Here is a 24,160-nt window from a genome sequence, read left to right as displayed (position 1 = left end):
TTTGAAGGTTCATCATGAATAACAATAAACGCCCCACCATCGCCACGGTCGCCGAACACGCAGGCTTAAGTGTCGCCACCGTCGACCGCGTGCTCAACGCTCGCGCCCCGGTTAATCCAGCCACTGCCGAACAGGTGCTTCAGGCCGCCGAAGCCGTGGGTTATTTTGCCGCGCGGCTGATCGGCCAACGCATTCTCGAACGTCGCCCCACGTACCGTTTCGGCATCCTGCTGCTGGGCACCGCCCAGGCGTTCTACGCCAACCTGGCCCAAGCCATCACTGAGGCCGCGCAGCGCCAGGCCGGAGCCAACCTGACCTGCCAATTCGAATACGTTTTTGATCGCACCCCCAGCGCCATCATTGCCCAGATCGAACAGTTGGCAGTGCAATGCGACGGCCTGGCGGTGGTCAGCTTCGCCCACCCGCTGATCAACGCCGCCCTTGCCCAGATTCGCGGGGCCGGAGTGCCCGTGGTGGCACTGCTGTCGGGCATTCATGAGGCGGCGGCCGAGCCCTATGTCGGCCAGGACAATCAAGTAGTCGGCCGCACGATGGGGTGGCTGCTGGCCCGCACCTGTGGCGCGCGCAAAGGCAGCATCGGCATTCTGCTCGGTGGCCATCGCTTTCTTGGCCACCAGGAGCGGGTCGAAGGCTTGCACAGTTACTTGGCCGAACACGCACCTGGGTTGCGTCCGCTGGAGCCGCTGATCAATCTGGATAACTGCGACATCACCGAAGAAGCAACCCTTGATCTGCTGGTTCGGCATAACGATTTGCGCGGGTTGTGCGTGGTAGGCGGCGGTGGCGACGGGATCATCAACGCATTGGCGCAACTGCCCAAGCGCCCGACGCTGTGCTGCATTTTGCAGGAGTCCACCGAGCTGTCACGCCAAGCCCTGACCCAGGGTTTGGTCGACGTGGTGATCGACTCTCAGCCGCGCCAGACCGCAACGGCGCTGGTGAATCTGATGGTGGAATTGCAGACTGCGCAGCAGTTCGATCCTGTGCGTCACCGGGTGCATATTCCGCTGCAGATTGTGACATCGGAAAATACCTAAAGCTGATGGGCTGGCGGTACAACCTGCTCGGTCTTTGATGGCACGGCCTTCCTGCTTATGCCTGTCGGATCTACCTCCGGGCTAAACCGTTGGTACTGTTCCGCCGTCGATCACAAACTCACTTCCCGTGATAGATGCCGCTCGCGGCGAAGCCAGGAAACCGATCAGGTCAGCAACTTCGCAAGGCGTCGATGGGCGGCCGAGCGGGATACCCCCAAGTGCTTTCATGATGATCTCTTTGCCACCTTGGTAGTCAGTACCTGCCTCCTGCGCGAGTCGCTCGCCCAATGCGACCGACGCTTCGGTTTCAACCCAGCCCGGCGAAACCCGAACCACGCGGACGCCTCTGGGCGAAACCTCTTTCGATAAACTTTTGCTGTACGTCGAAAGCGCGGCCTTGGCCGCCGCGTAAGCTGTTGTAGCCTCCGGCAGTGGCAGCCGACTCTGGATGGAGGTGACGTGGATGACGACCCCTTCCCTGCGCTCCAGCATACCCGGGAGCAAGGCGCGATCGAGGCGCACCGCCGGCAACAGGTTCAGGTTGAGCTCTCGTTGCCACTGTTCCTCGTCCAGCGCAGCAAAACCGCCGCCGGGTGCCGACGAACCACCCAGGACGTGGATCATGATGTCCACGCCACCCAGCCGCTGTTGGATCGCGGCGATCAGTACATCACAACCTTCCCGGGTCGAAAGATCAGCCGCAATCAGAAGAGCGCCCGGCATTTCCACGTCCACCTGCCTGGCCGAGGTAATGACCTTCGCACCCTCGGCCAGTAACAACTCGACGACAGCCTTGCCGATGCCTTTGGTGCCACCGGTGACGAGGACCCGCTTGCCAGTCAAACCTAGATTCAGCATGGCGTGATCTCCAGGGAACGGATTAGACCGTCTTCCAGTGTGAAGAGGTAACTCAGTTGAACCGGGCTACCGGGAAAATTCCCAACAAGGCGCGCAATGACCGTCAGCTCGCCCTGCCCTTGCAGGGCTTGCAGTGGTTGGACCTGATAGATGAAGGCTGTGCGTGCCTCCTGTTGCCAGGCTTCGATGGCAGCCGTTCCTTCGTACGTTTTTCTTTCATCGCAAACCGTGGCGTCAGAGCGGAAGCAGCTCGCAAGTTGCGCTGTATCGCCACCATTGCTGATTGCAAAGTACGTCTGCACGACGTCGGGAAGCTGAAGGGTCATTTGCCGATCTCCTGGATGAATGTCCTGGAGCGATCTTGCTGCCTGACGGATAGTTTGTTCAACTGGGACAAACCTTTATGACCGATCCCGAAATTCAGGACAATCCATGCCACAAGATCGTTTAGGCCTCAGTGAGCTGGACGCTGTTATAGCGGTCGCACGCAGGGGCTCGTTTCGGCAAGCCGCTATCGATCTCGACGTCTCCACCACCGCGCTGAGCAACACCATCGCGCAACTGGAAACCCGCCTCGAATCGCGGCTGTTCAATCGCACGACCCGTAGCGTGGCCATCACCGAAGCCGGCAGGATATTTCTGGAGCAGGTGGGGCCAGCCTTGCAGGATCTGCGTGCTGCACTCGATGCAGTGCGATCGCATAACGCCGGGCCCTCGGGTACGCTGCGTATCAATGCGTTCGCCAGCGCTGCCCGATCGGCGCTCCTGCCACTGGTGATGGAGTTCCTGCAGCAGCATCCAAAAGTACACATCGACCTCGTCACCGAAGGCCGTCTGGTGGATATCGTGGCTGACGGCTTCGATTTCGGCGTGCGCTCAGCAAGCCTCGTTCCGAACGACGTGATTGTCGTCCCGCTCGGCCCTCCGCAACGGTACGCGGTGGTCGGTTCGCCGGCGTACTTCGAAAAACACGGTAAACCGCGAACGCCATCCGAGCTGCTCCAGCATCGCTGCATCCGCGTTCGACTACCGAATGGAGCGATTTTCCCGTGGCATTTCGAGCGGGACGGGGAAGTGACTCGCCTCGATGTGAACGGGCCGCTTACGCTGGATGAATCCAGCGTGGTCAAGGTGGTGGTGCAGGAAGGCATGGGGCTCGGTTTTTTCATGGAGCAGGACGTTCACAACGAAATCCGCACCGGACAGTTCGTGCGGACTCTCGAAGACTGGACACCGCCCAGAGACAAGCTGTGCCTGTACTACCCGAACCGCCGCAACCCCAGCGCGGCAGCCAAGGCATTCATCGACCTGGCACGCGCCAGTCAAGCCGGTCAGGACGGGCTCGCCTGATTCAAGCCAACCCGACCTGGCTCAGGCAATCAACCCCAGTGTCAGCCCCTTCAAGGTAGCGGCTGCCCGGGTCGAGCATTCCAGTTTGCGAAAGATGCTTTCCATATGCGTGCGAACCGTGCTCGGACTGATGTCCAGCAGCCGCGCCACCTCCTTGTTGCTGGCGCCACGGCTGATCTCCAGCAGGATGCGGCACTCGCGAGACGTGAGTAACGAAGCCTTCGGTTGCCGCATCCGCCGCTCGCCACCTGCGGCGGCAATGACTGCTTCGCAAACATCGTTGTCGAACAAGCCATTGCCAGCATCCTGTTTGAGCAGCCTGGCTGCATCCGCTTCGCCGTAAGCCGATCGCCATGGCCTGGCTTCCCTTAGCGCGACCCAGGCTACCGATGTGGCGAACAGGCGATGCTCGGCACTCAGCGCATCACCCGCCACGCCTCGAAAATAGCCACTGCCGTTGAGCCGTTCATAGGCATGGGCTGCAATCTCTGCGGGCACAGCCAGTTCAGTGATAGGTCTAAGCGCCTGTTGCGTCCAGTAAGGGACAAGGCGCACCCGCTCCGCAGCGCTGTATGGCAGCGTTCCTGCGGTATTCCACAGGTGGTTCGAAACGGCTGCCCGGCCGAGACCGTAGATGAGCGCGGACTTGCCAATGTCTGTCAAAGTCGGTTCACGCAGCCCCCACAGGCGTGCAGCTTCCACGGCGACATGCGCGACCTGCCGCGAATGCCCTGCCAACCACGGCAGCTTCAAGTCGATTATGTCTCCCACCAACGTCAGTGAGACGCAACGCTGCTCATGCCCGTGGTCAACGGTTTTCCACAGCGTTTCCAGATCCGCCAGCCAGTCCTTTGCGTTGTCCAGAAGCAACGATACCAGCGACGCGGGATAGCGCCGATCCGACTGTTCTCTGATCCAGCGTAGCGCCGCATCCAGGCCGTGTGCACGACTGAGAATATCCAGATCGCCTGCAAGTACTACCTGATAGGCGACCTCCGGAATGTGCTCATGGGTCAGACCCAGCGGCCGGCCCGTGCCGTCGTAGGTTTCGAACACGCGACACAACCCCGCCTCGACGGTGGCACCGAGCTGGAGGGTTTTGGCAATGGCTCCAGACACCTCACAGTGCACAACGGCAAGCGGGGTTGCCTGATGCACCGCGTTCATTTGCTCATTGCCCAGCGTCAAATCGAGCATCGCGCGGCGGCCATCGACGTCGTCGCCCAGCAGATCCGCAAAGCCTTCGGCATTGGCGGTGCAACCGGACCAGCGCAGCAAGGCAACCTGTTCCGCTACCCTCAGGTGCTCACCGTCGCCGTGCTGGGCCTGCGCAAGCATCCGCGCCAGTGCGGCAACGCGCCGGGAATGACCGAGAGGTTGTCCCATGCTGAGGTCACCGACCTGGGCGATCGTCGCCAGTGCCCCACCCAGGGAGATATCCAGTTGCAACTCACTATCCATGAAAAATGTCCCGGGGTCGGCTAATTGACCGATGCCCACATCGCAGGCCGGTCAGCGGAATTTGAACTCCCGAACAGGAGCTCATCCAATGAAAACAATCAAATCGAAAATCGCTACCGTCGCTTTTGCCCTGGCCGGTACCTTCACCGCAAGCGCCAGTCACGCGCAGGATACAACGCCCTCCGTGGTGATCGTACACGGCACGTTCGCCGACGGCTCCGATTGGGCCAAAGTGGTGCCACTGCTCCAAGCCCAGGGGGTGGCCGTTACGGTTGTGCAAAACCCGCTCACCTCGCTTGCCGACGATGTTGCCGCGACGCGCCGCGCCTTGAACAACCAGCAGGGCAAGGTGGTTCTAGTCGGGCACTCTTGGGGGGGCACCGTGATTACCGAGGCCGGTAGCGATCCGAAGGTCAGCGCGCTGGTGTATGTCGCCGCCTTCGCGCCAGAGGCCGGGCAAACCAGCGGCGAACAAGGTAAAGGCGCGCCCACGCCCCCCTGGCACCAGTCCTGCTCCGCGAAAATGGGCCGAGACACGATATCGGTGGTCGACCATCAACTGCGCCTATATGGCATCGATAAACTGCGCATCGCTGATGCCTCGATCATGCTGCGAATTACCGCAAGCCAGCACAGCCCTCAATCGGTTTGCGGCCAGTCCTCGTCGGGAACGTCACTGAAATCACCGCCCTCCACGCCATCGATTTCGTACTGTGTCAGATAGTCGCCAAGCAGGTCGCCGAAGTGGTCTTGCTGAGTCTGCCGTTTGCCCTCCGCAATAAGGCCCGGAAGCAACAGGGCAACCGCGCCGACGCCTGCCGCCACGGTGCCTAGGATTCCAGCCAGCGGGGCCATCGCCGCCCTGACTGCCAGATGGCCAAAAAGGCCTGCGCCGCCCTCAATTGCTGATGCCAGGCCTGACAATGACGCCAGTGCGCCTGAAGTGATGCTGATACCACCACTGACGGGGTCGCCCTTGCGAATCGACTGAACGCCATCAAAGATTCCGTACGCACCCGCAACCATGCCGGCCAAACCACCAATACCCTTGGCACCGCTTTCAAACTTGTCGGCAGTGCCAGTGAGAGATTTTATGGGGTCGTCGAAAAAGGCTCTGATTTTCGGATCAAGATCAATGTTTCCTTTGTTTTTCAGGTAGCTTTTCAGGTTCTTGGCACCACCCTCGGTGAGCAGGGTCGTCGTCATGACCGATCCGGTGGTGATGTCTATGATGTTTCGTTCGGTCAGGTTTGCGCCATTCTGAGCGCCTTTGGCGATCGTCACGCCAGCCATGAAGATGCCGCTAACGCCATGCAGTCCCCCTTTGTCAGACAAGTTCTTGAGGTCGGGGTTGAGCCAGGACGACTTCAATTCCGCAAGCGACTTTGTGCCTTGGCGCAGGATGTCCCAATTCGAACGGACACCCGCGACGATCTGATCGGCCGTTGCGACGGTGCCATCCGGATTGGTCACGAGTTCTGGATTGGACTGGATAAGCGTCTCGGCCATCGTCCTGACTTTTGCCTCGTCAAGCTCGTCACCGCCATTGATACCCAGGGCTTGCTTGACATCCTCGAAAGTGCCGTCTTTCATGGCGTTGTCGCGCCCGATCCGGCTGAAATTGTCGTTCAACTGCGGGTCTAAACCTGCGGTGACGCTGGGATCCAGCGCCGCGTTGTAGAGCGCGACCTCCGCGGAGAAGGTGCCGACCGCTTCTTCGAAGGTGCCCGTTTTCATCAGTTCTTCCAGTCGCGTCCCGGAAGCAAGCGACTGCTCGTAATGATCCTGGAACGCCTGGGCATGCTGAGAGGCAGCGAGCCCCTTCTGAATTTCTGCCCGATCATTGATGCCGAGCGCTTCCTGATAAAGCGTTGCCGTCGAGAAGTATTCGGCCAGCACCGCCTGTTGGTCGGTGCTGCCGTCTTTCGTATGCTTTTCCCATAGCGCATCAAGAGCTGCACCGGACTTGATGTCATCGTAGTTTTTTTGCACCGAGTCCTTTAACCCAGGAACTGCCTCAAATAGATTGGCCATCTGCGTCGAGGTGGTTTCATTAAGAAACTTGACCACCTCGGGATCACTTTGTAGCTGCTCAATGTGGCTGTTGACATCGGCAAGCAGCTTGTTGGGATCTGGATGGCTGCGCACAGCGTTGGCGATGGACACCTTACCGTAGTCATCACTCCACAGACCGGCAGCCGCACCGTCGATGATCAACTGTCGCGCCTTGAGCAGATCCTGTAACACCGCAGCCCGCTGTTCGGCGGAATAGTTGCCAGGGTTTTCAAAGACGTCCTTGCCCAGGTCACCGGTATCAATGCCGGAGACCCCACTGGCATTCGCTACCTGGTTGATGAACAGCAGAGCGTCTCCAGCGGTTTTGGGGCTGGAGGCCTTCAACCAATTCTGGATGTCGCGCTTGTCGAGCTTACCATCGGGTTTGCTCTCCAATGGTTTCCCACTGGTTTCAAGCGTTTCGAACGCCCCCGTCTGCGACCAAAAAGTCAGGGCTTGCTTCAAGTCATCGCTGATGTTCGGGTTTTCATCCAGGTACTTCTGCAAGGCCTCGCGCGACAGGTGTTTACCGCTATCGGTCCGATCGCTGATCTCGTCAAAGTTCTCCAGCAGCAGCGCCGAATGCTTCGCAAGCTCTAGAGAGGTTGCGTCAGCATTCGGGGAGGCTTTCAGAAAGTCGTTATAGGCACCGATGTCTTCGGCTTTGACAGCAACAGGTCGTAGCCATGCATTCAGGTCGTTGCTGCTGATTTTGCCGTCAGCCTTGTTGTTGTGTGCCTTGGTATCAAGCAGGTCAAAAAATCCTTTGTTATCGAGCAGGAACTGCGCCGCCTCGCGATCTTCTGCGCTTCGATTTTCATCGGCAGCGTACTTCCTCAAATCCTTGTCACTGACAATGCTGTCGGAGGCGTTCCAGTCATCCCATCGATCACGGATCGTGTCGATGATCTCGCTGTTCTGCTCGTAAAACTTGCTCTGGTAGCCTTCCTGTTTCCAGACCACCTGGTTGTAGAGGTCGGGCGTCACGTCCTTCGAGACATGGATCTTTTCGCCATTGATCGTCAGGCGGATAAAACCAGTGTGTTCATCCGGGGGCAAAATTTCTGCGCTCGCCAGTGCTTCTGCTGATAGAAGCGCGCCATCTGCGCGCAACAAAAAGCCTTCGTCGTTACCTTTTTGCAACGCATCAACCTTGGCGAAGTAATCAGGCGTCGCCTCTTTGCTGATGGTGAATTCATTGCCCTCTTTGTCCCGCGCGGAGTACGCCGTCACCTCGCCATCCACCCACCACCCCATGAAAATCTCGAGATCCTGGAGCGGTACGGTTTCGTCGTTGCGTAACGTACGTCCATCTGACTGCTTCAGCGTTTCTGCGATGGCGCCGCCCGCTTCTCGCAACGCCAAGAGCACGCTCTCAGGCAGGGACGGCAAAACTTCTTTGTCTGCCGCACCGCGTGGGTCAGGCTTTTTATCGCTGATTTGCATGCGGGCCGCGCCAAGCATTTTCTCAAAGCGCTGACCCGCTTCAAAATCAGGGGATTGGCTATCTGTGGGGCGGGCATTGCTGTCGATTCGCAAGGGGACGTCCTCCTGACAATGGCGCCGATAGCGCTAGAGGAATCAACTTTGACCATTGAACATTGCAGGGGAATGACTCGGCTCGAATCGCAACCTTAAACGCGCAAAAGACCCGATGGATCGGGAGAGCAGTTGGACGACCAAACGTCATGCCGGTTTACAGGGACTTTCAAACTCGCTCCGTCCATTTGTGAGGCACTCACCAGCAGGTACGCTCAAATCAACCGAGCGGCCACCAGGATATCCGCCACTGCCTGGAAGGTGTTATCCGGCACAGGGTCCCCCGGCACTGCCCGTCGGGCGATGTCCTTGGCCAGGACGGTATCGAGGCTATGGGCAATCCCCAGGCCCCGGGCCTGCGCAAGCAACTGCGCCGCGTCCTCGCGCTCGGCCTTGCACACCACCACCGGTACCGGAGTTTCGCCGCGTACATAACGTATACCCACCACCCAACCAGGGTCGGAGCCGACCATCAACGATGCACGCCCCACGCCCAGCTTGGTGGCCAGGGCTTGCATTTCCCGACGTTGACGCTGGCGTTCCTGTTTGATCACCGGATCGCCGTCACTGTCCTTGCGCTCACGCTTCTGTTCGCTGCGGGTCATTTTCATGTCACGGCCGAACAGCCAGCGCTGCATCATCACGTCTGCCGCCCCGACCAGCAGAAAGGCAGCCAGCACGGTGAACACCAGAGGCTTGAGTACCAGGTAGAAAGTTGATTCGATGCAGCCGGCGCCGCAGCGCGACGACTCCATCAGCGCCTGCAACGCCCCACGCCCGATCACGTAGAACGCCAGCCCCAGCAGTACGACCTTGATCACGCCCTTGAGGAATTCAACGAAACTGCGCATCGAAAAAATGCGCTTGAAGCCATCGATCGGATTGATACGTTTGATGTCCGGTTTGAGGGGTTCGACCGAGAACACCACGCCGCGCATGCTGATGATGTTGGTCAGGATCACCGCCCCCACCGTCACGGCCACCACCGGCAGGGTGAGGTTGATGAGCAACTGCCCGGCGATGTCCAGCACCCGTGGCCAGACGGTGTGAAAAGGTTCGATGTAGATCAGCGCGATCAGGTCCAGCAACGCGGTGATCTGTGCCTGGGCCTTGGGCACCATGATCGAGATACAGAGCGTGCAAAACAGGATGACCATGCCGGAGACCAGGTCCTGACTCTTGGACACCTGGCCTTTCTTGCGCGCCTCGCTGAGCTTCTTGCTGGTGGCCGGCTGTGATTTCTCTTCGCTGCTATCGCTCATGGACGCTTCGCCCGAAACAGGGAAGTCATACCGAATCGGCCAGCGTCTTCAGGAGCTCCACCGTACCGCGGAATTCGCCGAGTTGCTCGATCATCACCGGAATCAGGAAGCTGATGTAGACCACCATCAATACAGTGAAGAACATATTTTTCACCGGCAGCGACAGATCGAAAATGTGCAGGTTGGGCGCCATGCGCGACAGGTAAGCGAGCATCAGGTCAGTGACCAGCATGCAGATGATCAGCGGCCCGACCATGATCACGCCGATGCGGGTCACCTGGTCGAGAATCCGCAACACCGCCATCAACGCCGAACTGGCAAACAACGGTGTGAACTCGGTCACCGGCCATAACAGGTAGCTGTGGTAATAGCCGTCGACCATCATGATGAAGCCGCTGGACATGAAGAACAGGGCGATCAACATCACCGTCAGCAAGGTGGCCATAACACTGGACTCGCCCGATGACAAGGGATCCACCAACTGGGCCATGGTCGAACCGCGTTGCAGATCGACCAACTCGCCGGCCACTTCCGCCGCCCAGAACGGGATGCCGAACAGCAGTCCGATGAGGATACCGATCAGGAATTCCTTGATCAGTAGGCCGGCCAGGAAGAACCCACCATGTTCTGGCAGTGCAGTGAAAGCGCCATACACCGGAACAAACATGGGGATGGCAATGGACACCGCGACGCAACTGCGGATCATGCCGGTCAGGCCCAGGCGGTTGAAGGCTGGGGTAATCACCACCACGCCCATGGCGCGGCTGGCGGACAGTGCCGCCGAGCTGATGACCGGATAGGCGACTTCGATGAACTGGTTGGCAAGCTCGATATTCATGCCATTCAGCGCGTCCACAACGGGAAGTTGTCCAGCACCTGGTTACCCAGTTCCACCACCTGGCTCGCCAGCAGCGGCCCCACGAACACGATCGTCAGCAGCACCGCCACCAGTTTGACCGCCTGCGGCAGGGTCTGGTCCTGGATCTGGGTGAGTGCCTGCAGCAACCCCACTCCCAGGCCGACGATGATCGCAACAGCCAGTGCCGGGGCGGACAACAGCAGCACCGTCATCAGCGCCTGATTCATCAACGAAAGAAATACATCCTGGCCCATCAGGTGCCCCCATAGCTAAGAATCAGGCCATGCATCAAGCGCGACCAGCCGCTCAAGGCGACGAACAGAAAGAGCTTCAGCGGTATGGAAATCAGCGTAGGTGAAACCATGGACATGCCCATGGCCATCAATACGTTCGCCACCAGCAAATCCACCACCAGAAAGGGAACGTACAGCAGAAAACCGATTTCGAACGCCCGGGTCAGTTCGGAGCTGACGAACGCCGGCACCAGCACCACCAAGTCATCGTCGCGCAGATCGGCCCGGGCTTCAGGAGACCAGATGGTCTCCGTGGCCTGGATGAAAAAACCACGCTCGCTTTCGTTGGCGAAACGCGAAAGGTGCGCCTGCAATGGCGGCCTCAGTGCGTCCCCGAAGGCAGTAAGTTGCTCGATGCTCTCGATGTTGAGATCACGGCCCTGCACCTGCCGGTACATGTCGCCCAGCAACGGCGTGGTGACGTAGACCGACAGGATCAGGGCGATGCCGTACAGCACCATGTTGGGCGGTGTCTGTTGCACGCCCAGGGCGTTGCGAATCAGGAACAGCACCACGGAGATTTTCATGAAACCGGTCAGGGTCACCACTGCCAGCGGAATAAGACCGATGGTGGCGACGACCACAATGATTTCAATCAGGTTGGGCTGGTAGCCATTCATGACGCGGCGATGCTCAACACGCGCACGCCCAGGCCTGGACCGATCCTGACCAATTGCCCCTGGCCGACGCGACGCCCGTTTATCATCAGGTCGACGCTGTCCTGGCGTTGCTCGGTGAACGACAGCAGGCTGCCCTCCCCCAGTTCGCGCAGCTGCGCCAGGGTCAACTCGACACTGCCGGCCTGGCAAACCATTTTCAGTGGCAGTTCGTCCAAGCGCGAATCCAGGTTTCGCCCGTCAGCGGTTTCACTCATGGTGGGTGCTTCGTTCACAGAAAATTCCTTGGAAAGATTGATGCTCATCGGTGTTTCAAGCAGTGTCAGCCTGGTGCCGTCCTGGCCGGCCCGGGCGTGCAGACGATGGTTCACCACCAGCCGCACCTGGCCCATGGGCCAAGGATCGAGCATCACCACATCGCCCGGATTGAGGCTGCGCAGCTCGCCGACACTCAGCTCGGCTTCGCCGGCCTCGACCGCCAGCCACAGGAGCAGGTCTGTTAGCGCATGGGGAGCCGGCGGTGCATACCGATCGAGCCACTGCGCGACCTGCTCGCCAGCGTTGGCACTCAAGTGCAGCACAACGAGCATGGACGAGCCGTCGAGCTGGACTTGGGTGACCAGGCGCAACGGGCAAGGTTGCGCGGCCAGGGCGGCGTGAACCGGGTCGGCGTGGTCAATGAAACGCATCGATTGCCCGGTCAGGCGCTCCAACGGTTCGATCAGACTCAGCAGGGCCAGCTCCAGCAGCATCGCGCCAGGCAAGGTTTGAAAGTCCAGGGCAACGGGCACACCCAGGGCGTGCAGCGCCTGCGCTGGCAGGTGCAGCCTGATGGCCGACGCGTCGCCCTCCTCGCCCAGCCCCAGCAACAGCTCAACTGCCGTGACGTCAGGTTCGGCAACGGAGCCCCAGCGCACGCCAATCACCTGGCCTGCGCATTCTCCCTTCCAGGTTTCGCGGCTACGATGCAGGCGATTGTGCAGGTCCACCCATTGGGGGTCGACAGGCGTCAATTGTTCGGCAAAGGGTGTCCAGAGTGGGTCCTGGTGACAGCTCACGCACGGCCTCCGATAGCAGCGCGAGGAATTTCGTCGGCCTCCAAACGGTGTTCGTCGACAAGGCGCTCGACGCGCTCGCGGCCTTCGAGCAAGGTGTCGCAGGCTTGCGCCTGGCGCTGTCGAGCCACATGGGCAACCCGAAACACTTCGCGCTCGTGCTCGTGGATTTCCAGGGTGCGCGCCACTTCACTGACGCTCACTTCCAGCTTTCGCTGCCCGCCCTCGTACAGCTCCTCCAGATGCTCCTGGGCCATACGCCAGTCGCTGATCGACATGCCTTCGCTGATCGAGCCGTAGATGCGCTCGGCTTCACGGGCCAGGGCCTCACGATGCAGGCGCAGGTTTTCCTTGGCGTCATCCAGCGCCACGTTGGTCTGCCGGCAGCGTCGCTGCTGAGCGACCAGTTGGCTGGACGCACGTTGCTCACGCAACTTGCGCAACGCTTGAAGGCTACGCATGTCACTGGTTTTCATAAGACCTCCATGGTTGTCATGCCATCACCCTGCGCATGTGTTGCAGGGTTTCGTTGGGGTTGCTTGGCTCGTTGGCCCCTTGGCGCAAGAACGCTTCAATGGCGTCATGCCGCTCAATCGCCTCGTCGGCCAGTGGGTCGCTCCCGGCGGCGTATTCGCCGACCCGGATGAGCATTTCGATCTCGTTGCGCCGCGCCATCAGCTCGCGCATGCGCATGGCCAGGTGGCGTTGCTCGTCGCCACACACCTGGTCCATCAACCGGCTACGGCTTTGCAGCACATCCACCGCCGGGAAAAAGTTGCGTTGCGCAAGTTCGGCGCTGAGCACGATGTGCCCGTCGAGGATTGAGCGGGTTTCTTCAGCCACCGGGTCCATCGAGGCATCGCCTTCTGTGAGCACGGTATACAACCCGGTGATGCTGCCGGTCTCGCCGGGGCCGGCGCGTTCAAGCAGGCGCGGCAAGGCGGAGAAAAAGGAGGGTGGGTAACCGCGACGGGTTGGCGGCTCGCCCACCGCCAGGCCGATTTCACGCTGGGCCCGGGCAAAGCGGGTCAGGCTATCCATCAACAGCAGCACGTTGCGGCCCTGGTCGCGGTGATATTCGGCCAGCGCAGTGGCAACAAAGGCGGCGCGTACCCGCTCGGCAGCCGGACGGTCGGAGGTGGCGACCACGGCCACGGTACGCGCCCGGGCCTCGGCGCCCAACTGCACATCGAGCAGCTCGCGCACTTCACGGCCGCGCTCACCGATCAGGGCGATCACGATGACATCGGCACTGGTATTGCGCACGATGCTCGCCAGCAGCGAAGACTTACCCACCCCCGGTTCACCGAAGATGCCCATGCGCTGGCCCTGGGCCAAGGTCAGCAGGCCGTCGATGCTGCGCACCCCCAAGGACATCGGGTGGGCAATCAGTTGGCGGCTGAACGGCGCTGGAGGCTCGGCATGCAAGGGGTAACGCTGCAACACGCCCAGCGGCGGGCTGCCATCGAGAAATTCGCCCATGGGGCTGATCACCCGGCCCAGCTGCGCATCGCCGACGCTTACCCCCAGGGTCTCGCCGGTGGCGATGATTTCGGTGCGGGTCGACAGGCCGTCCATCGAACCGATGGGCGAAAGGATCGCTTCGTCATCTTCAAAACCAATGACTTCGGCAGCCAGGCTGCGGCCGCTGCCGGGTTCGCGCAACTGGCACAGTTCACCGATGTGCACACCGGCGACGCTAGCGCGCAGCAGCACTCCGCGGATACTGCGGATGGTGCCCTTCATGGGGCGCGGTCGGGCATTGGCCAGACGTTCGGTCAGGCGCGGCAGCAGGTCGTGGGGGATCGTGATCATGGCTGTGCCTCGTCGGCAAACGGCAGCAGGTTGCGGCGCAGGTTGAGCAACTGGGCTTCAAGCCCCAGCTCCACTGAACCCACCGGACTGCTCAGCCGTGCCTGACCACCTTGCAACCGATCGTCCGGTTCCACGGCAATCGTCGGCAAGCCGTCCTCTTGCAGTTTGAGTTGCTGACGCACCGCTTCGGCGTCCTGACGGGAGACGAACAGGGTCAGGGCCTGATCCTGGCGGAACGCCCCCAATGCCTTGCGGGCGCAACGCATCACGCGCTCGGCATCGTCCATGTCATCGAGTATTTCGCGCACAATGCCCAGCGCCAGATCGGCCAGGGACGTTTCCAGCCCGGCCAGCCAGGCATCGATTCTCAACGACGTTTCGCCCAGCAGTGCGCTGACCTGTTCGGCACCCTCTCGGCGCCCGCTTTCAAAGCCTTCGGCATGGGCTTGTTGCAGCCACTGCTCACTGTCTTGCCTGATGGCCTCAGCCTCGTCACGGGCAGCCTGCAGGAAGGCGTAGCCGTCTATCCACAGGTCTGCCTGTTCGGCACGCAGAATACGGGCGGCAGGACGGGTCGGAAACTCGCTCATCGGGTCCCCTGCTCCTCAAGCTGTGGAAGGTTCGAGGCGGCGCTGCGCACGATGGCCAAAGCATTGGCCACAGGTGTGGCACTTACCGGTCCGCTCTCAACTGGCAGCTCGGCAAAACGCAGGCGCAGCCAGGGCCGAAGTGGCGCTGGCTGGGCGCTCAGCCAAGCGGAGATGCAGCGGGCGCCATCATGGTCGATGACTTCAAGCAGTTCGGCCGGCTGACGCAGCAAGTCGGCACCGCTGCCCAGGGCACGGTTTGCCAGGGCCAGGGCAAACACATCACTGCCCAGCAAATCGCGCAACTGGTTGACCACATCGCCACGGATCTCGCGACTCAGGGTGGTGCTATGCAAAATCGCGCCACACAGACGCGGCAGGCGCTTGAAGGCCTCGGGAGGCAGCATCAGAACCGGTAGATCGTCGACATCGGGCAGTGGCAGGCTACCGGGAGCCTGCAGCTCATGACGGCTGAGCAACAAGCGTATCAATCGCGCCTGGAAGCGCGGCTGTTTGCGCAATGCGCTTAGCGCACTGCCGGAGGTCTCGGGGAAGCACGCCGCAAGAGGCTGCGTGCCGACGAAATCCAGCGGCTGCTCAAGCAGGTTTTGCCACTGCGGCAAAGCGGCGGCACTCATTTCACGTCCTCCAGCTCATACAAGGCGCGGGAGGCGCGTCGTTGCCAGTACTGCCAGCCCAACACACCGACCATCGACAGCGCGGCCAGCAGCAGGACGCCGAACAGCATCCGGGCACGGGGCAGGTTGTCTTCGAGCATCCATATGCCCAGGAAGCTGGCCAGGCGCGGCTGTGCGTTGGCCCGGCCGCTGCCGGTGGCGGCCTTGATTACCGTGACCGACACCCCTTCGTAGCTCAAGCCGGAGATGCCGTTGGCCACCAGGGTTTTGATCTGCGGGATCAGGGGGTTGATGTCGGTATTGGGGTCGTAGCGCACCAGCACTGAAGCCGACGACGGGGAAATCACCCGTTTGAGCAGGTCATTGTCGGGCAGCACCACATGTACCCGGGCAGAAACCACACCGTCGATCAGCGAGACGCTGTGCGAGAGTTCTTCACTGAGCGCGTAGACCATCTGAGCCCTTTCCTGCACGGGAGAAGACACCAGGCCACCACTCTTGAACACGGCGCCCATGTTGGAAAAGGTTTGGCCCGGCAAGCCAGCTTCGTCGAGCAGGCTCATGGCCTCGGCAAAGCGTTTTTCGTCCACCACCACGGTGAGTTGGCCGTTTTCCTGGACCTTGCGCGAGGCCGGCACACCCTCACGCAGCAGCACTGCAACCATGGCATTGGCCTCACGCTCGCTGAGGTTGGTGTACAGGTCGATATCGCAGCCCTGCAGCATGCAGGCAAAGGCGAGGACAATCATCAGGCGCACGGCATGGCAACGGCGGAACATGGCTTTATTGACCTTTCAAGAGCGTGTTGGCTGCGCCGGAAATCTGCGTCGCGCCACGAACGACCATCTGAGTTTCAATGGAGTAATCGAACATGCGGCCCAACGATTGGACGATCTGCTCGACCTGCTGATCGCCGACCTTTTTCCCCGACTCGCCCGCCGCCCCCTCAGGAAGTGAGGCGAGCGATTGCGTGCCGGGAGGAGCCACAGCGTTGCCAGCCGTCGGCCCATTGGTCAGCGCATCGGCACGCTTGGCGAAGTTTTGCGAACGGTCGATGAAACCGTTCAGGCGCTCCATCAAGCCTTCGCCAATCTGGTGCGGACTGGCGCCGGCAGGCATGCCCTTGGCGCTGTTTGTCATGTGTTCGAACAAGTTCTGGGAGGCCTGCAAATCGACCTGCCCTCCTGACGGCGGCAGCGCCGCCGTGGCTGTTGTTCCGAGACTTACAGTCATGGCGTGGGCCTATTCGTCATCATCCGACTGGGCTTCATTCAGGATTTCCTGGGCACGAGGCATGATGATGAACTGGCCACCAATCGTGACGGCCTGAGTGATCAGGGCCTCAGTGAGTTCTTCATCGCTCAGCTCGCTCTTGGCGTTGTCCACCGCTGCATTGAACTGCGCTTCGGAGTGAGCAGTGACAGCGGTATTTTCGCTGATGGGGGTAACTGACATGGTGGTTCTCCTTGACGGGGTTGATGACAGATCGATCGGTTAATGGAGCCTACAGGCGAGTGCTTTCACTCTTGTGTCACTGCACCGCCCCTGAACACACGCACGCCGCGCTCGCGAGTCGTCGTCGCCATCGGCGTCGGCGTAAGCTGGTGGTCGAAGTGTTGCTCAATCATGGCCAGCCAGGCCGGCGGCCCGGAAACGAACAACTCATCGCCATCGGGTCCGGTGCGCACCGACATATGCGTGCCGTAGACATCCCGGCTGGTGACGTAATCCTGCAACTGCTCCAACTGCCGGCCCTGGGCTTTGAAGAGTCGCGTATCGGTTTCGGAGTCGGCGGAGAGGTAAAGCACATTGCCGTCGAAGTACCACGTCAAACCGTTGAAGTCGCACAGCGCCGTCAGGAAGTCGCCGGCGGACTCGGCACGTATCCGGCTGCGCGATTTGCCGCGTACCTTGTCCGACATGACGACGCTCAGGCCCATGTTTTGGCCAAACTCTTGCAGCGCGGCGCGTACGTCCTGCTCGACCAGCACATAGGCATAGGGCCGAACGAACCAGTCCGGCTGCGGGTTGGCATCGTCGACTTGCGTTTGATTGGCGGCCAGCAGGTTAAGCGCGATCACCATCAGCGCCACGCCGATCGCCGCCCGCGACACCTTATGCATGAAATCGCCCTCCGCCGCCGGCCTGAAGACACGCCCCGAACAAAAAACGGGCACTCTTATGGATGATGTCAAGAAGATGACTTAAACGTCGGTCAACCTGTCCGGTCTGAGTGGTCAACACTCCTTGGTTTTGCCCACTGCAAAATTCGCCGAAAGAGCTCTGTTCATGCCAAATCGTTTTGCCTGCACATCGTTGTTGTTTGCCAGCATCACCCTTGCTTCCTGCGCCCACCAACCGGCCTCCGATGGCAGCTACCAGCGCTACATGCAACTGGCCGGCGACCTGCAAAAGCGTGGTGATGCGGGATCTGCCGCAGCGTTGTACGAAAAAGCCACCCAGGAACCGGACGCCCGGATCGACGCTTGGTTGAAACTGGGCGAAGCGCGCCTGGCCAGCGGCGATGCGCGGGCCGCCGAGCGCGCCTACCAGCAAGCGCTGGAACGCCAGTCCGACAATGCCGCGGCATTGCTCGGTGTGGGCACAGCCCAACTGCACCAGGGCAAACTGGATCGAGCGGTGACTTCCCTGACCCAGGCCAGCGCGGGCAACCACCCCGAAGCGTTCAATCGCCAGGGTGTGGCGCAGATGCTGCGGGGTGAGCCAGCAGCGGCCCAGGTGGCATTCAGCCAAAGTCTGGTCCTGGCGCCCACCAACCTGGACACTCAATGCAACCTGGCACTGGCCTACGCTTTGGGCGGCCAGTCGCAACAGGCGCTGCAAACCATCAAGGAGGTTCGCGACTCGCCCCGCGCCCAAGCCAGTCACCAACGCAACGCCCTGCTGGTCATGGTGCTGGCCGGCCGCGAAGAGGACCTCAAGACTCAAAACCTGGAAGACATCACGCCCAAGCAATACGCCCGGTTGCTGACAGAAGCCCGACGCATCAAGGCCATTCGGGACCCTGCGATGCAGGCCCGGGAGCTGGGGTTGGTCGGCAGTCGCTGAGCCAAAAGGTTTCATTGGCCCTCCTGCTTGTCGGCCTTGGCCTGCTGTTCGGCCAGCCGGCGACGCAGCTCCTCACGGTCATAACCTTCGATGTAAACCTGGGCCGCCCGGCCCACCGGCGCGGCCATCGTTGGGCCGGTTGCCCGGCCCTCGATCACATCCGAGCGCTGCTCCACCATCTGCAGCAGCGTCCGGTTATTCGCACAACCGGGCGGCAGCCGGCGCACGTAACGCGCATCATCGGTATAGAAGTTGTCTTCGACCGGCGGCTCTAAGCAAGCCACCGGTACCCACTCAATCCGCCCATCGGCGTGGGTGAACGCCTGGTAGTTCGGTGAATAACTCACCGGTTCAAGCTGGGTGTTGCATGCGGTCAACAGCACGAGCGCGCCGAACGCCACAGCGACCAGGGACAGATGGGACGATTTAGGGTTCATGCTCGCTCCTGGCTCAATTGATGTAGAAACCGAACATGTCACTGCTGCGCGGCCCACCAGACGCATGGGTCGCGCCCTCGGGCTGAGCATCGAGCGGCGTGGCCACGCTGCGGGTGCGAACCGGTTCCACCAGGTACGGCGTGATCAGAATCACCAGTTCGGTTTCGTTGCGCTGGAAGCGCTTGGAGCGAAACAGATTGCCCAGGATGGGCATCTCGCCCAGCATCGGCACTTTCTCGATGTCCTGGGTGCTCTCGCGCTGAAACAACCCGGCAATGGCGAAGGTCTGGCCGCTGCCAACCTCGACGCGGGTATCGGCACGCCGCACGCGGAACGAGGGCACCTGGTAGCCGCTCACGTCCACAGTGCTGGAGCCCATCAGACTGCTGACTTCCGGGCGCACTTGCAGGGCGATGCGCCCGTTGGGTAGCAGGGTCGGGTTGAACAGCAGCGAAACACCATAGGGTTTGTATTCGATCCCGACAGTGTCGCGGTTGACCGGAACAGGCACCGCGACCTCGCCTCCGGCCAGGAAGCTGGCTGTCTGGCCGGTCATGGCGGTGATGTTGGGTTCGGCGAGGATTTCCAGAATGCCGTTACTTTGCAATGCTTCAAGCATCGCATCGATGTTGACATTGCCCGAGGTCAGCCCGGCGCTAACCACATTGGAGGCACCAGACGCCGCACTGGAGGCCAGGGCACCGCCCGTCAACAGGCCAAAGGAAAAGGTACCGTTGTTGAAAAGGGCATTCCAATTCACGCCGTAGCGCAGCAACTCCGAGCGCGAGACTTCGGCGAAGCGCACCCGCAGGTTCACCTGGGCCGAGCCCACGTAGGAGGCCGTGTTGAGGGCCGAGCCCAAGCCCTGGCCTTCGGTGTTGAGCAGACTGTTGAGGTCGGTGGCTTCACCGACACTCTGGACCATTCCCTTGGCCACCATGCGATTGCCGGCACCGCTCACCTGGACATTGCTTGCGGGGTGCAGGTCTTTCATGGACCGCGTCACGGCCTGGGTGCCGCTGTTGATCGCCAGGCTCAGGCTGGCCAGTTCCTCACCCTCGGCGCTCAAGGCAATCAGGTTGGTTTGTCCGGGCGCCTTGCCGAACACGTAGATCACGCCAGGCGAAACCACCCGAAGATCGGCGATGCCAGGGTCTGCGACCAGCACCGACTCGACCGGATCCTGGAAATGCAGGATCCGCCCTTCGCCCTGGGCCAGGTCCAGCGTGGCCCGGCTGCCCGGAGCGATGGACTGTGCGCTGGCCTGTTGCGCCAGCAGTACAAATGACGCGGCAGCGATCCAGAAGCCGACATAGACAGGGACGCGAAACAGCGCAAAACACATCATCAAGCAGTCGCCATTGAAGTAAGGGAAGCGCCGTCGGCTGTCCGGCGGCCGGTCGTTTCAGTCAGGCTGATGGAACCGATGGCCTGCAGGTTGTATTCGCCGGCCAGCTCACGGAATGACAGCACCGCCAGCTCCAGCTCGCCCCGCACCACCAGTCGACGCAGGCTGCGACGTAACTCGGGATGCACCAACAGGACGGTGCGATCCCCCTCGGCCAAGTCCTTGCAAACGGCACGCAACTGGATCAGCAATGAACGGCTGGCATGCTCATTGAGCAACTCGCGAGGGTTATCGGCACGGCGCAGGTAAGCACGCAATTGTTCTTCCACCGCGGGGGTCAGCACGAAGGCGGTGATGACCCGGTTGCGGTCGGCGTACTGATGGCTGATCTGCCGCGCCAGACTGGCGCGCAAGTGGTCGGCCAGGCGCGCCGCATCCGGCTCGCGGGCGCCCCACTCGACCATGGCTTCGAGCAAGGCACGCTGGTTGCGAATCGATACACCCTCGGCGACCAACAAACGCAGGGTTTCAGCCAGACGCTGCAAGGGCACGCTGCGCGCGACTTCCTTGACCAACTCGTCATAGCTGGCTTCCATGCGCTCCAGCATCCTGCGGGTTTCCTGAATGCCCAGAAAGGTCGCGGCATTGCGGCGCAGACTGCGCTCGAGGATGGCCCGCAGGACTTCAGCGGCGCTGAGAAAACCGATACCGGCCTCCTCCAGCAGCGGCTGGTGAGTGCGTTCAATCCATTGCGCCGGGCGACTGTGCAACGGCGACGGCGCCTCCAACGCATGAATCTCCAACAGTTGAACGTGCACCAGATCGTCCTTGAGCATCAGGCAATCAACCGGTATCTCGCCCTCGCTGATGGGCACGCCTTCGAGTTCGACCGAAAAGCCGTTGGCGGGCAGGCTGCGGTCGATGTAGATGTCCGGCACCGGCACGTCGATCCCCAGGTCGCCGCGAATCTCATGGCACAAGGCTTCGATGCGCTGGCGCAACGGCAGTTCTGGCGCAGCCTGGGCCAGCGCCAGGCCAATGCTCAGCAGCACGCGGCTGTCCAGTGGCTTAGCCAGGGTTTCGTATTGTTCGAGCGGTTCGTCTTCGAGTGCCGCGACTTCGCTGGCGCCTTCGACCACCTCTTCCCGGGGCGCTTTGTCGCGGCGGTAGATCATGAACGCGGCAACGCCCAGCAAGGCCGACAGCCCGATGAACACGATGGCCGGAAAGCCCGGCAACAACGCCACGCCCAGCAGGATAAACGCGGTCAAACCCAACGCCTGGGGGCTGTATCCCAACTGATGGAAGATCTCGTTGCCCAGGTTGCCTTCGGTCGTGCCACTGTTGACCCGAGTCACCACCATACCGGCCGCGACCGAGATCAACAGCGCCGGGATCTGCGCGATCAGGCCGTCACCGACGGTCAGAAGCGAATAGGTGTGCGCCGCATCGGCAAACGACATATTGCGCTCGACCATGCCGATCATCATGCCACCCAGCAGGTTGACCGCCAGAATAACGAGGCTGGCAATCGCATCGCCCTTGACGAATTTCATAGCGCCATCCATTGCGCCGAACATCTGGCTTTCCCGCTCCAGACGCGAGCGTCGACGGCGGGCTTCATGCTGATCGATATCACCGTTGCGCAAGTCGTTGTCGATGCTCATCTGCTTGCCTGGCATCGCATCCAGAGTGAAGCGCGCCGCGACCTCGGCCACGCGCTCGGCACCTTTGGTGATAACCACAAACTGGGCCACGGTGATGATCAGAAATACCACCAGACCGACCACGACCTGGCCGGCGATGACGAAATCGCCGAACGCCTTGACTATGTGACCGGCGTTGCCATCGAGCAGAATCAGGCGCGTGGTGGTGATCGACAGGGACAGGCGAAACAAGGTGCTTAGCAAAATCAACGGCGGCAACGCCGAGAACTCCACCGAGTGCTTGATGTAAAAGGCGACGATGAGGATCAGGATGCTCAGCGAGATGTTCAGGCCGATTAGCGTATCCACCAACCAGGTGGGCAGTGGAATGATCATCATCACGATGGCCATCAGCATGAAGGCGACAACGATCACGTCACTGCGCTGGGCGGCCATGCGGGCCAATGCGTTGAGGCGGTCGAGGAACATTATTGCGCGGCTCTGCGGGCGGTCAGATAACGTTTGAAGCACTGACGCGCCTCATCTTTGCGGCCACCGCTCCACAGCGCACGACTGCGCAACAGCAACAGGCCGCTGGACTCGCCTTCCAGTTCGAGCAGGCGATCCAGCGCCGACAGGGCACGCTCGGCCTGGCCGCTGTCGGTAAAGGCCATGACCAGATTGCGCAGCAGCGCAGTGTCGGCGGGCGTCATCTGGACGGCGATCAACAGCAGCACCAAGGCACGCTGCGACTGGCCACTACGGCGATAGAGCTCACCCATGCCCTTGAGCAGATCGACGCAGTCCTGCTCTTGGCGATTCATGACTCGATCACCTGGGCACGTTGTTCTTCGAGTAAACGACGCAGGTCGATTTCTTCGCTGATGAGCTCATGGGCCAACGCTTTGATCTCGGGCTCCGCATCGAGGGTGGGGATCACGTTGTCCAAGACGTATTCGAGAATCTCCATCGAGCGGCGACTGCCGAACAACTCTGCGGTCATGCCCTCAACGATGCCCGACTGTTCAATGTCGGCACGCAGCGAACGACGTGCCGACACCGCGCGCTTGCCCAGCACCGCATCGAAGCGTCCATCTTGGCGCGCCTTGGCCGGCTGAAGGCTTTCTACCGCAGGGGTTCTTTCGGCGGTTGCCGGTAAGGGAGCACCAGGATCAATTCTCATAAGGTTAACGTGAACCTTTCTTCACCGCGGGCGAGAACCACCTCATGGTTCTCGATGCGTTCGAGCATCCAGTTATCGGTCAGGGCGGCCCCCGGATACAGGCGTTCACCGTTGTCGTTGATCACGTAAGGGTTATCGCCGAACCACACCGCTTGAAAACGCACGCGAGGCTTGGCGATTTCTTTACGTGCCACCACCTCGGGGAGCAACATTACCTTCTGGCCAAAGCGGCTATCGAAGGCTTGCTGCAGACCCAGCCACTGGCTCTTCTGGGTCGGGCCATAAAAACCATGGGCACTGAGCTGACCATCGATTTCGCCGACCTTGATGTGGCGCAGGCCCAACGTGCCAAGCTGCTGCTCGAGCCAAGCCCTGGCCTGCGCGACGGTGTTCGTCGATTCAGGGTGCACGGTCGGTAGAGCGACCTTGTCGGCGGTGCTCAACGCCAACGGCGAAACCGACTCGTCCCGAAAAGCAAAAGCGCCCACGCACAGGAACATCAGCAGCAACGCGATGAACCACCGTGTCTTGTGCTGGGGGGGCGATGTGATCGCAGCCGCTATCGGCTCCAGGCTCGCGGTGCCGTGGCTGAGGGTCAGGCGGGCCTTGCCGATGCGGATATCCACGGGCAAGTGCGCTCGATGCCCCTTGCCTATGGGAATCAGAATTTCCCGGGCATGGGGACCACGCACGAACACATCGCCGCCCATTGCCTCAACGGCCACCTGGCCGTCGGTGAAACGTAGCGCCACATGACGCTCGACAATGCCTGCGTCGCTGAGCAGCAGATCAGCACTGGCGGCGCTGCCAAGCAGGTAGGCGGGCTTCTCCAGGGACAGGCAAACCCCCTGATGTAAACCGTGGGTGATACTCAGCACTGGCAGAGCCTTGTCCGTGGCCGCGACGACTGGAGTCGTGGCGAAAAAAGTCAGGGCTGTCATGGTGTATTACCGGAATAAGGCATGCGGAGAGGCACCCGTGAGGCACAGGTGAAGCTGTCGTTTTCCAGATTTAGCACCGCAACCAACAA

General features: G+C 61.0%; 27 protein-coding genes. 4 read left to right on the top strand and 23 right to left on the bottom strand.

Features of this window, described 5'->3' with window-relative positions; translation table 11 throughout:
* The first annotated feature begins 14 nt into the window (after window positions 1-14).
* Window positions 15-1,058: a LacI family DNA-binding transcriptional regulator gene (locus GSM73_RS25780; protein WP_160894245.1), complete on the top strand. Its 1,044-nt coding sequence runs from the start codon at window positions 15-17 to the stop codon at window positions 1,056-1,058.
* An 81-nt stretch (window positions 1,059-1,139) separates the two neighbouring features.
* On the opposite strand, the gene GSM73_RS25775 is transcribed toward GSM73_RS25780, so the two are convergent.
* Complete coding sequence (locus GSM73_RS25775; protein ID WP_160894243.1) at window positions 1,140-1,916, bottom strand: SDR family oxidoreductase; 777 nt, start codon at window positions 1,914-1,916, stop codon at window positions 1,140-1,142.
* A complete protein-coding gene (locus GSM73_RS25770; protein WP_047229689.1) occupies window positions 1,910-2,242 on the bottom strand; it encodes a nuclear transport factor 2 family protein in 333 nt (110 codons plus the stop codon). Before GSM73_RS25770 ends, GSM73_RS25775 begins: the two co-directional genes overlap by 7 nt.
* A gap of 106 nt (window positions 2,243-2,348) precedes the next feature.
* Between GSM73_RS25770 and GSM73_RS25765 the strand changes: the two genes are divergently transcribed.
* The gene (locus tag GSM73_RS25765) at window positions 2,349-3,266 is read left to right on the top strand and encodes a LysR family transcriptional regulator (RefSeq protein WP_160894241.1); all 918 of its coding nucleotides are present in this window, start codon (window positions 2,349-2,351) and stop codon (window positions 3,264-3,266) included.
* 21 nt (window positions 3,267-3,287) lie between these two features.
* On the opposite strand, the gene GSM73_RS25760 is transcribed toward GSM73_RS25765, so the two are convergent.
* Window positions 3,288-4,727 (bottom strand): HD domain-containing phosphohydrolase, encoded by a 1,440-nt coding sequence (locus tag GSM73_RS25760; protein ID WP_160894239.1) that lies wholly within the window; start codon window positions 4,725-4,727, stop codon window positions 3,288-3,290.
* An 88-nt stretch (window positions 4,728-4,815) separates the two neighbouring features.
* Here GSM73_RS25760 and GSM73_RS28325 point away from each other — a divergent pair, with 88 nt between their 5' ends.
* On the top strand, window positions 4,816-5,451 hold the full coding sequence (locus tag GSM73_RS28325) for an alpha/beta fold hydrolase (protein ID WP_160894237.1): 636 nt from the start codon (window positions 4,816-4,818) through the stop codon (window positions 5,449-5,451).
* On the opposite strand, the gene GSM73_RS25750 is transcribed toward GSM73_RS28325, so the two are convergent.
* From GSM73_RS25750 to GSM73_RS25685, 14 genes are all read right to left on the bottom strand, one after another.
* Window positions 5,367-8,321, bottom strand: coding sequence for a type III effector HrpK domain-containing protein (locus GSM73_RS25750; protein WP_160894235.1), 2,955 nt, complete (start codon window positions 8,319-8,321; stop codon window positions 5,367-5,369). The genes GSM73_RS28325 and GSM73_RS25750 overlap by 85 nt on opposite strands.
* Window positions 8,322-8,536: 215 nt before the next feature.
* Entirely contained in the window at window positions 8,537-9,583 is a 1,047-nt protein-coding gene (locus tag GSM73_RS25745; RefSeq protein ID WP_076384085.1) for an EscU/YscU/HrcU family type III secretion system export apparatus switch protein, read from the bottom strand.
* Between the two features lie 25 nt (window positions 9,584-9,608).
* The gene (sctT, locus tag GSM73_RS25740; protein ID WP_047229722.1) at window positions 9,609-10,421 is read right to left on the bottom strand and encodes a type III secretion system export apparatus subunit SctT; all 813 of its coding nucleotides are present in this window, start codon (window positions 10,419-10,421) and stop codon (window positions 9,609-9,611) included.
* Between the two features lie 5 nt (window positions 10,422-10,426).
* The gene (sctS, locus tag GSM73_RS25735; protein WP_047229693.1) at window positions 10,427-10,696 is read right to left on the bottom strand and encodes a type III secretion system export apparatus subunit SctS; all 270 of its coding nucleotides are present in this window, start codon (window positions 10,694-10,696) and stop codon (window positions 10,427-10,429) included.
* Window positions 10,696-11,355, bottom strand: a complete 660-nt coding sequence (gene sctR, locus GSM73_RS25730) for a type III secretion system export apparatus subunit SctR (RefSeq protein ID WP_047229694.1) — start codon at window positions 11,353-11,355, stop codon at window positions 10,696-10,698. The genes sctS and sctR overlap by 1 nt, the downstream gene beginning before the upstream one ends.
* Window positions 11,352-12,410, bottom strand: coding sequence for a type III secretion system cytoplasmic ring protein SctQ (sctQ, locus tag GSM73_RS25725; RefSeq protein WP_052915348.1), 1,059 nt, complete (start codon window positions 12,408-12,410; stop codon window positions 11,352-11,354). Before sctQ ends, sctR begins: the two co-directional genes overlap by 4 nt.
* Window positions 12,407-12,883: a hypothetical protein gene (locus GSM73_RS25720; RefSeq protein WP_107322709.1), complete on the bottom strand. Its 477-nt coding sequence runs from the start codon at window positions 12,881-12,883 to the stop codon at window positions 12,407-12,409. Before GSM73_RS25720 ends, sctQ begins: the two co-directional genes overlap by 4 nt.
* Window positions 12,884-12,899: 16 nt before the next feature.
* Window positions 12,900-14,222, bottom strand: a complete 1,323-nt coding sequence (locus GSM73_RS25715) for a FliI/YscN family ATPase (RefSeq protein ID WP_047229696.1) — start codon at window positions 14,220-14,222, stop codon at window positions 12,900-12,902.
* The gene (gene sctL / locus GSM73_RS25710) at window positions 14,219-14,812 is read right to left on the bottom strand and encodes a type III secretion system stator protein SctL (RefSeq protein ID WP_160894233.1); all 594 of its coding nucleotides are present in this window, start codon (window positions 14,810-14,812) and stop codon (window positions 14,219-14,221) included. Before sctL ends, GSM73_RS25715 begins: the two co-directional genes overlap by 4 nt.
* A complete protein-coding gene (locus GSM73_RS25705) occupies window positions 14,809-15,447 on the bottom strand; it encodes a type III secretion protein (protein WP_160894231.1) in 639 nt (212 codons plus the stop codon). The genes sctL and GSM73_RS25705 overlap by 4 nt, the downstream gene beginning before the upstream one ends.
* Window positions 15,444-16,226, bottom strand: a complete 783-nt coding sequence (sctJ, locus tag GSM73_RS25700; protein WP_047229699.1) for a type III secretion system inner membrane ring lipoprotein SctJ — start codon at window positions 16,224-16,226, stop codon at window positions 15,444-15,446. The genes GSM73_RS25705 and sctJ overlap by 4 nt, the downstream gene beginning before the upstream one ends.
* 4 nt (window positions 16,227-16,230) lie before the next feature.
* Complete coding sequence (locus GSM73_RS25695) at window positions 16,231-16,680, bottom strand: hypothetical protein (protein ID WP_160894229.1); 450 nt, start codon at window positions 16,678-16,680, stop codon at window positions 16,231-16,233.
* A 9-nt stretch (window positions 16,681-16,689) separates the two neighbouring features.
* Window positions 16,690-16,902 (bottom strand): hypothetical protein, encoded by a 213-nt coding sequence (locus tag GSM73_RS25690; protein ID WP_047229701.1) that lies wholly within the window; start codon window positions 16,900-16,902, stop codon window positions 16,690-16,692.
* A 65-nt stretch (window positions 16,903-16,967) separates the two neighbouring features.
* Window positions 16,968-17,570, bottom strand: coding sequence for a type III secretion protein (locus GSM73_RS25685; RefSeq protein WP_372241411.1), 603 nt, complete (start codon window positions 17,568-17,570; stop codon window positions 16,968-16,970).
* 166 nt (window positions 17,571-17,736) lie between these two features.
* On the opposite strand from GSM73_RS25685, the gene GSM73_RS25680 reads away from it, so the two are divergent.
* Window positions 17,737-18,516, top strand: a complete 780-nt coding sequence (locus GSM73_RS25680; RefSeq protein ID WP_047229702.1) for a tetratricopeptide repeat protein — start codon at window positions 17,737-17,739, stop codon at window positions 18,514-18,516.
* A gap of 11 nt (window positions 18,517-18,527) precedes the next feature.
* Here the strand turns inward: GSM73_RS25680 and GSM73_RS25675 are convergent, their stop codons facing one another.
* The 6 genes from GSM73_RS25675 to GSM73_RS25650 are packed head-to-tail and all read right to left on the bottom strand — an operon-like array spanning window position 18,528 to window position 24,071.
* Window positions 18,528-18,953: a hypothetical protein gene (locus GSM73_RS25675; protein WP_047229703.1), complete on the bottom strand. Its 426-nt coding sequence runs from the start codon at window positions 18,951-18,953 to the stop codon at window positions 18,528-18,530.
* Window positions 18,954-18,966: 13 nt separating this feature from the next.
* Window positions 18,967-20,301, bottom strand: a complete 1,335-nt coding sequence (locus tag GSM73_RS25670) for a type II and III secretion system protein family protein (protein ID WP_047229704.1) — start codon at window positions 20,299-20,301, stop codon at window positions 18,967-18,969.
* Window positions 20,301-22,439, bottom strand: a complete 2,139-nt coding sequence (sctV, locus tag GSM73_RS25665; RefSeq protein ID WP_107323290.1) for a type III secretion system export apparatus subunit SctV — start codon at window positions 22,437-22,439, stop codon at window positions 20,301-20,303. Before sctV ends, GSM73_RS25670 begins: the two co-directional genes overlap by 1 nt.
* Window positions 22,436-22,771, bottom strand: a complete 336-nt coding sequence (locus GSM73_RS25660) for a tetratricopeptide repeat protein (RefSeq protein ID WP_047229706.1) — start codon at window positions 22,769-22,771, stop codon at window positions 22,436-22,438. Before GSM73_RS25660 ends, sctV begins: the two co-directional genes overlap by 4 nt.
* Window positions 22,768-23,130, bottom strand: coding sequence for a hypothetical protein (locus GSM73_RS25655; protein WP_047229707.1), 363 nt, complete (start codon window positions 23,128-23,130; stop codon window positions 22,768-22,770). Before GSM73_RS25655 ends, GSM73_RS25660 begins: the two co-directional genes overlap by 4 nt.
* Window positions 23,127-24,071, bottom strand: a complete 945-nt coding sequence (locus GSM73_RS25650) for an FHA domain-containing protein (RefSeq protein WP_160894227.1) — start codon at window positions 24,069-24,071, stop codon at window positions 23,127-23,129. Before GSM73_RS25650 ends, GSM73_RS25655 begins: the two co-directional genes overlap by 4 nt.
* Window positions 24,072-24,160: the final 89 nt, after the last annotated feature.

It is taken from the genome of Pseudomonas sp. PICF6, assembly GCF_009831705.1.
GTDB lineage: Bacteria > Pseudomonadota > Gammaproteobacteria > Pseudomonadales > Pseudomonadaceae > Aquipseudomonas > Aquipseudomonas rhizophila.
The sequence above is the reverse complement of the archived record's forward strand: the minus strand, read 5'-3'. Positions and strand labels throughout refer to the sequence as shown.

Excerpts from the sequence above, each read along its gene's own strand:
- GSM73_RS25745 (WP_076384085.1), bottom strand. The coding sequence starts at position 9,583 with ATGAGCGATAGCAGCGAAGAGAAATCACAGCCGGCCACCAGCAAGAAG.
- GSM73_RS25780 (WP_160894245.1), top strand. The coding sequence starts at position 15 with ATGAATAACAATAAACGCCCCACCATCGCCACGGTCGCCGAACACGCA.
- sctL (WP_160894233.1), bottom strand. The coding sequence starts at position 14,812 with ATGAGCGAGTTTCCGACCCGTCCTGCCGCCCGTATTCTGCGTGCCGAA.
- GSM73_RS25770 (WP_047229689.1), bottom strand. The coding sequence starts at position 2,242 with ATGACCCTTCAGCTTCCCGACGTCGTGCAGACGTACTTTGCAATCAGC.
- GSM73_RS25660 (WP_047229706.1), bottom strand. The coding sequence starts at position 22,771 with ATGAATCGCCAAGAGCAGGACTGCGTCGATCTGCTCAAGGGCATGGGT.
- sctT (WP_047229722.1), bottom strand. The coding sequence starts at position 10,421 with ATGAATATCGAGCTTGCCAACCAGTTCATCGAAGTCGCCTATCCGGTC.
- GSM73_RS25690 (WP_047229701.1), bottom strand. The coding sequence starts at position 16,902 with ATGTCAGTTACCCCCATCAGCGAAAATACCGCTGTCACTGCTCACTCC.
- GSM73_RS25775 (WP_160894243.1), bottom strand. The coding sequence starts at position 1,916 with ATGCTGAATCTAGGTTTGACTGGCAAGCGGGTCCTCGTCACCGGTGGC.
- GSM73_RS28325 (WP_160894237.1), top strand. The coding sequence starts at position 4,816 with ATGAAAACAATCAAATCGAAAATCGCTACCGTCGCTTTTGCCCTGGCC.
- GSM73_RS25695 (WP_160894229.1), bottom strand. The coding sequence starts at position 16,680 with ATGACTGTAAGTCTCGGAACAACAGCCACGGCGGCGCTGCCGCCGTCA.
- GSM73_RS25670 (WP_047229704.1), bottom strand. The coding sequence starts at position 20,301 with ATGATGTGTTTTGCGCTGTTTCGCGTCCCTGTCTATGTCGGCTTCTGG.
- GSM73_RS25760 (WP_160894239.1), bottom strand. The coding sequence starts at position 4,727 with ATGGATAGTGAGTTGCAACTGGATATCTCCCTGGGTGGGGCACTGGCG.
- GSM73_RS25715 (WP_047229696.1), bottom strand. The coding sequence starts at position 14,222 with ATGATCACGATCCCCCACGACCTGCTGCCGCGCCTGACCGAACGTCTG.
- GSM73_RS25650 (WP_160894227.1), bottom strand. The coding sequence starts at position 24,071 with ATGACAGCCCTGACTTTTTTCGCCACGACTCCAGTCGTCGCGGCCACG.
- GSM73_RS25765 (WP_160894241.1), top strand. The coding sequence starts at position 2,349 with ATGCCACAAGATCGTTTAGGCCTCAGTGAGCTGGACGCTGTTATAGCG.
- GSM73_RS25680 (WP_047229702.1), top strand. The coding sequence starts at position 17,737 with ATGCCAAATCGTTTTGCCTGCACATCGTTGTTGTTTGCCAGCATCACC.
- sctJ (WP_047229699.1), bottom strand. The coding sequence starts at position 16,226 with ATGTTCCGCCGTTGCCATGCCGTGCGCCTGATGATTGTCCTCGCCTTT.
- GSM73_RS25655 (WP_047229707.1), bottom strand. The coding sequence starts at position 23,130 with ATGAGAATTGATCCTGGTGCTCCCTTACCGGCAACCGCCGAAAGAACC.
- sctS (WP_047229693.1), bottom strand. The coding sequence starts at position 10,696 with ATGGGCCAGGATGTATTTCTTTCGTTGATGAATCAGGCGCTGATGACG.
- GSM73_RS25705 (WP_160894231.1), bottom strand. The coding sequence starts at position 15,447 with ATGAGTGCCGCCGCTTTGCCGCAGTGGCAAAACCTGCTTGAGCAGCCG.
- GSM73_RS25685 (WP_372241411.1), bottom strand. The coding sequence starts at position 17,570 with ATGCATAAGGTGTCGCGGGCGGCGATCGGCGTGGCGCTGATGGTGATC.
- GSM73_RS25675 (WP_047229703.1), bottom strand. The coding sequence starts at position 18,953 with ATGAACCCTAAATCGTCCCATCTGTCCCTGGTCGCTGTGGCGTTCGGC.
- sctR (WP_047229694.1), bottom strand. The coding sequence starts at position 11,355 with ATGAATGGCTACCAGCCCAACCTGATTGAAATCATTGTGGTCGTCGCC.
- GSM73_RS25720 (WP_107322709.1), bottom strand. The coding sequence starts at position 12,883 with ATGAAAACCAGTGACATGCGTAGCCTTCAAGCGTTGCGCAAGTTGCGT.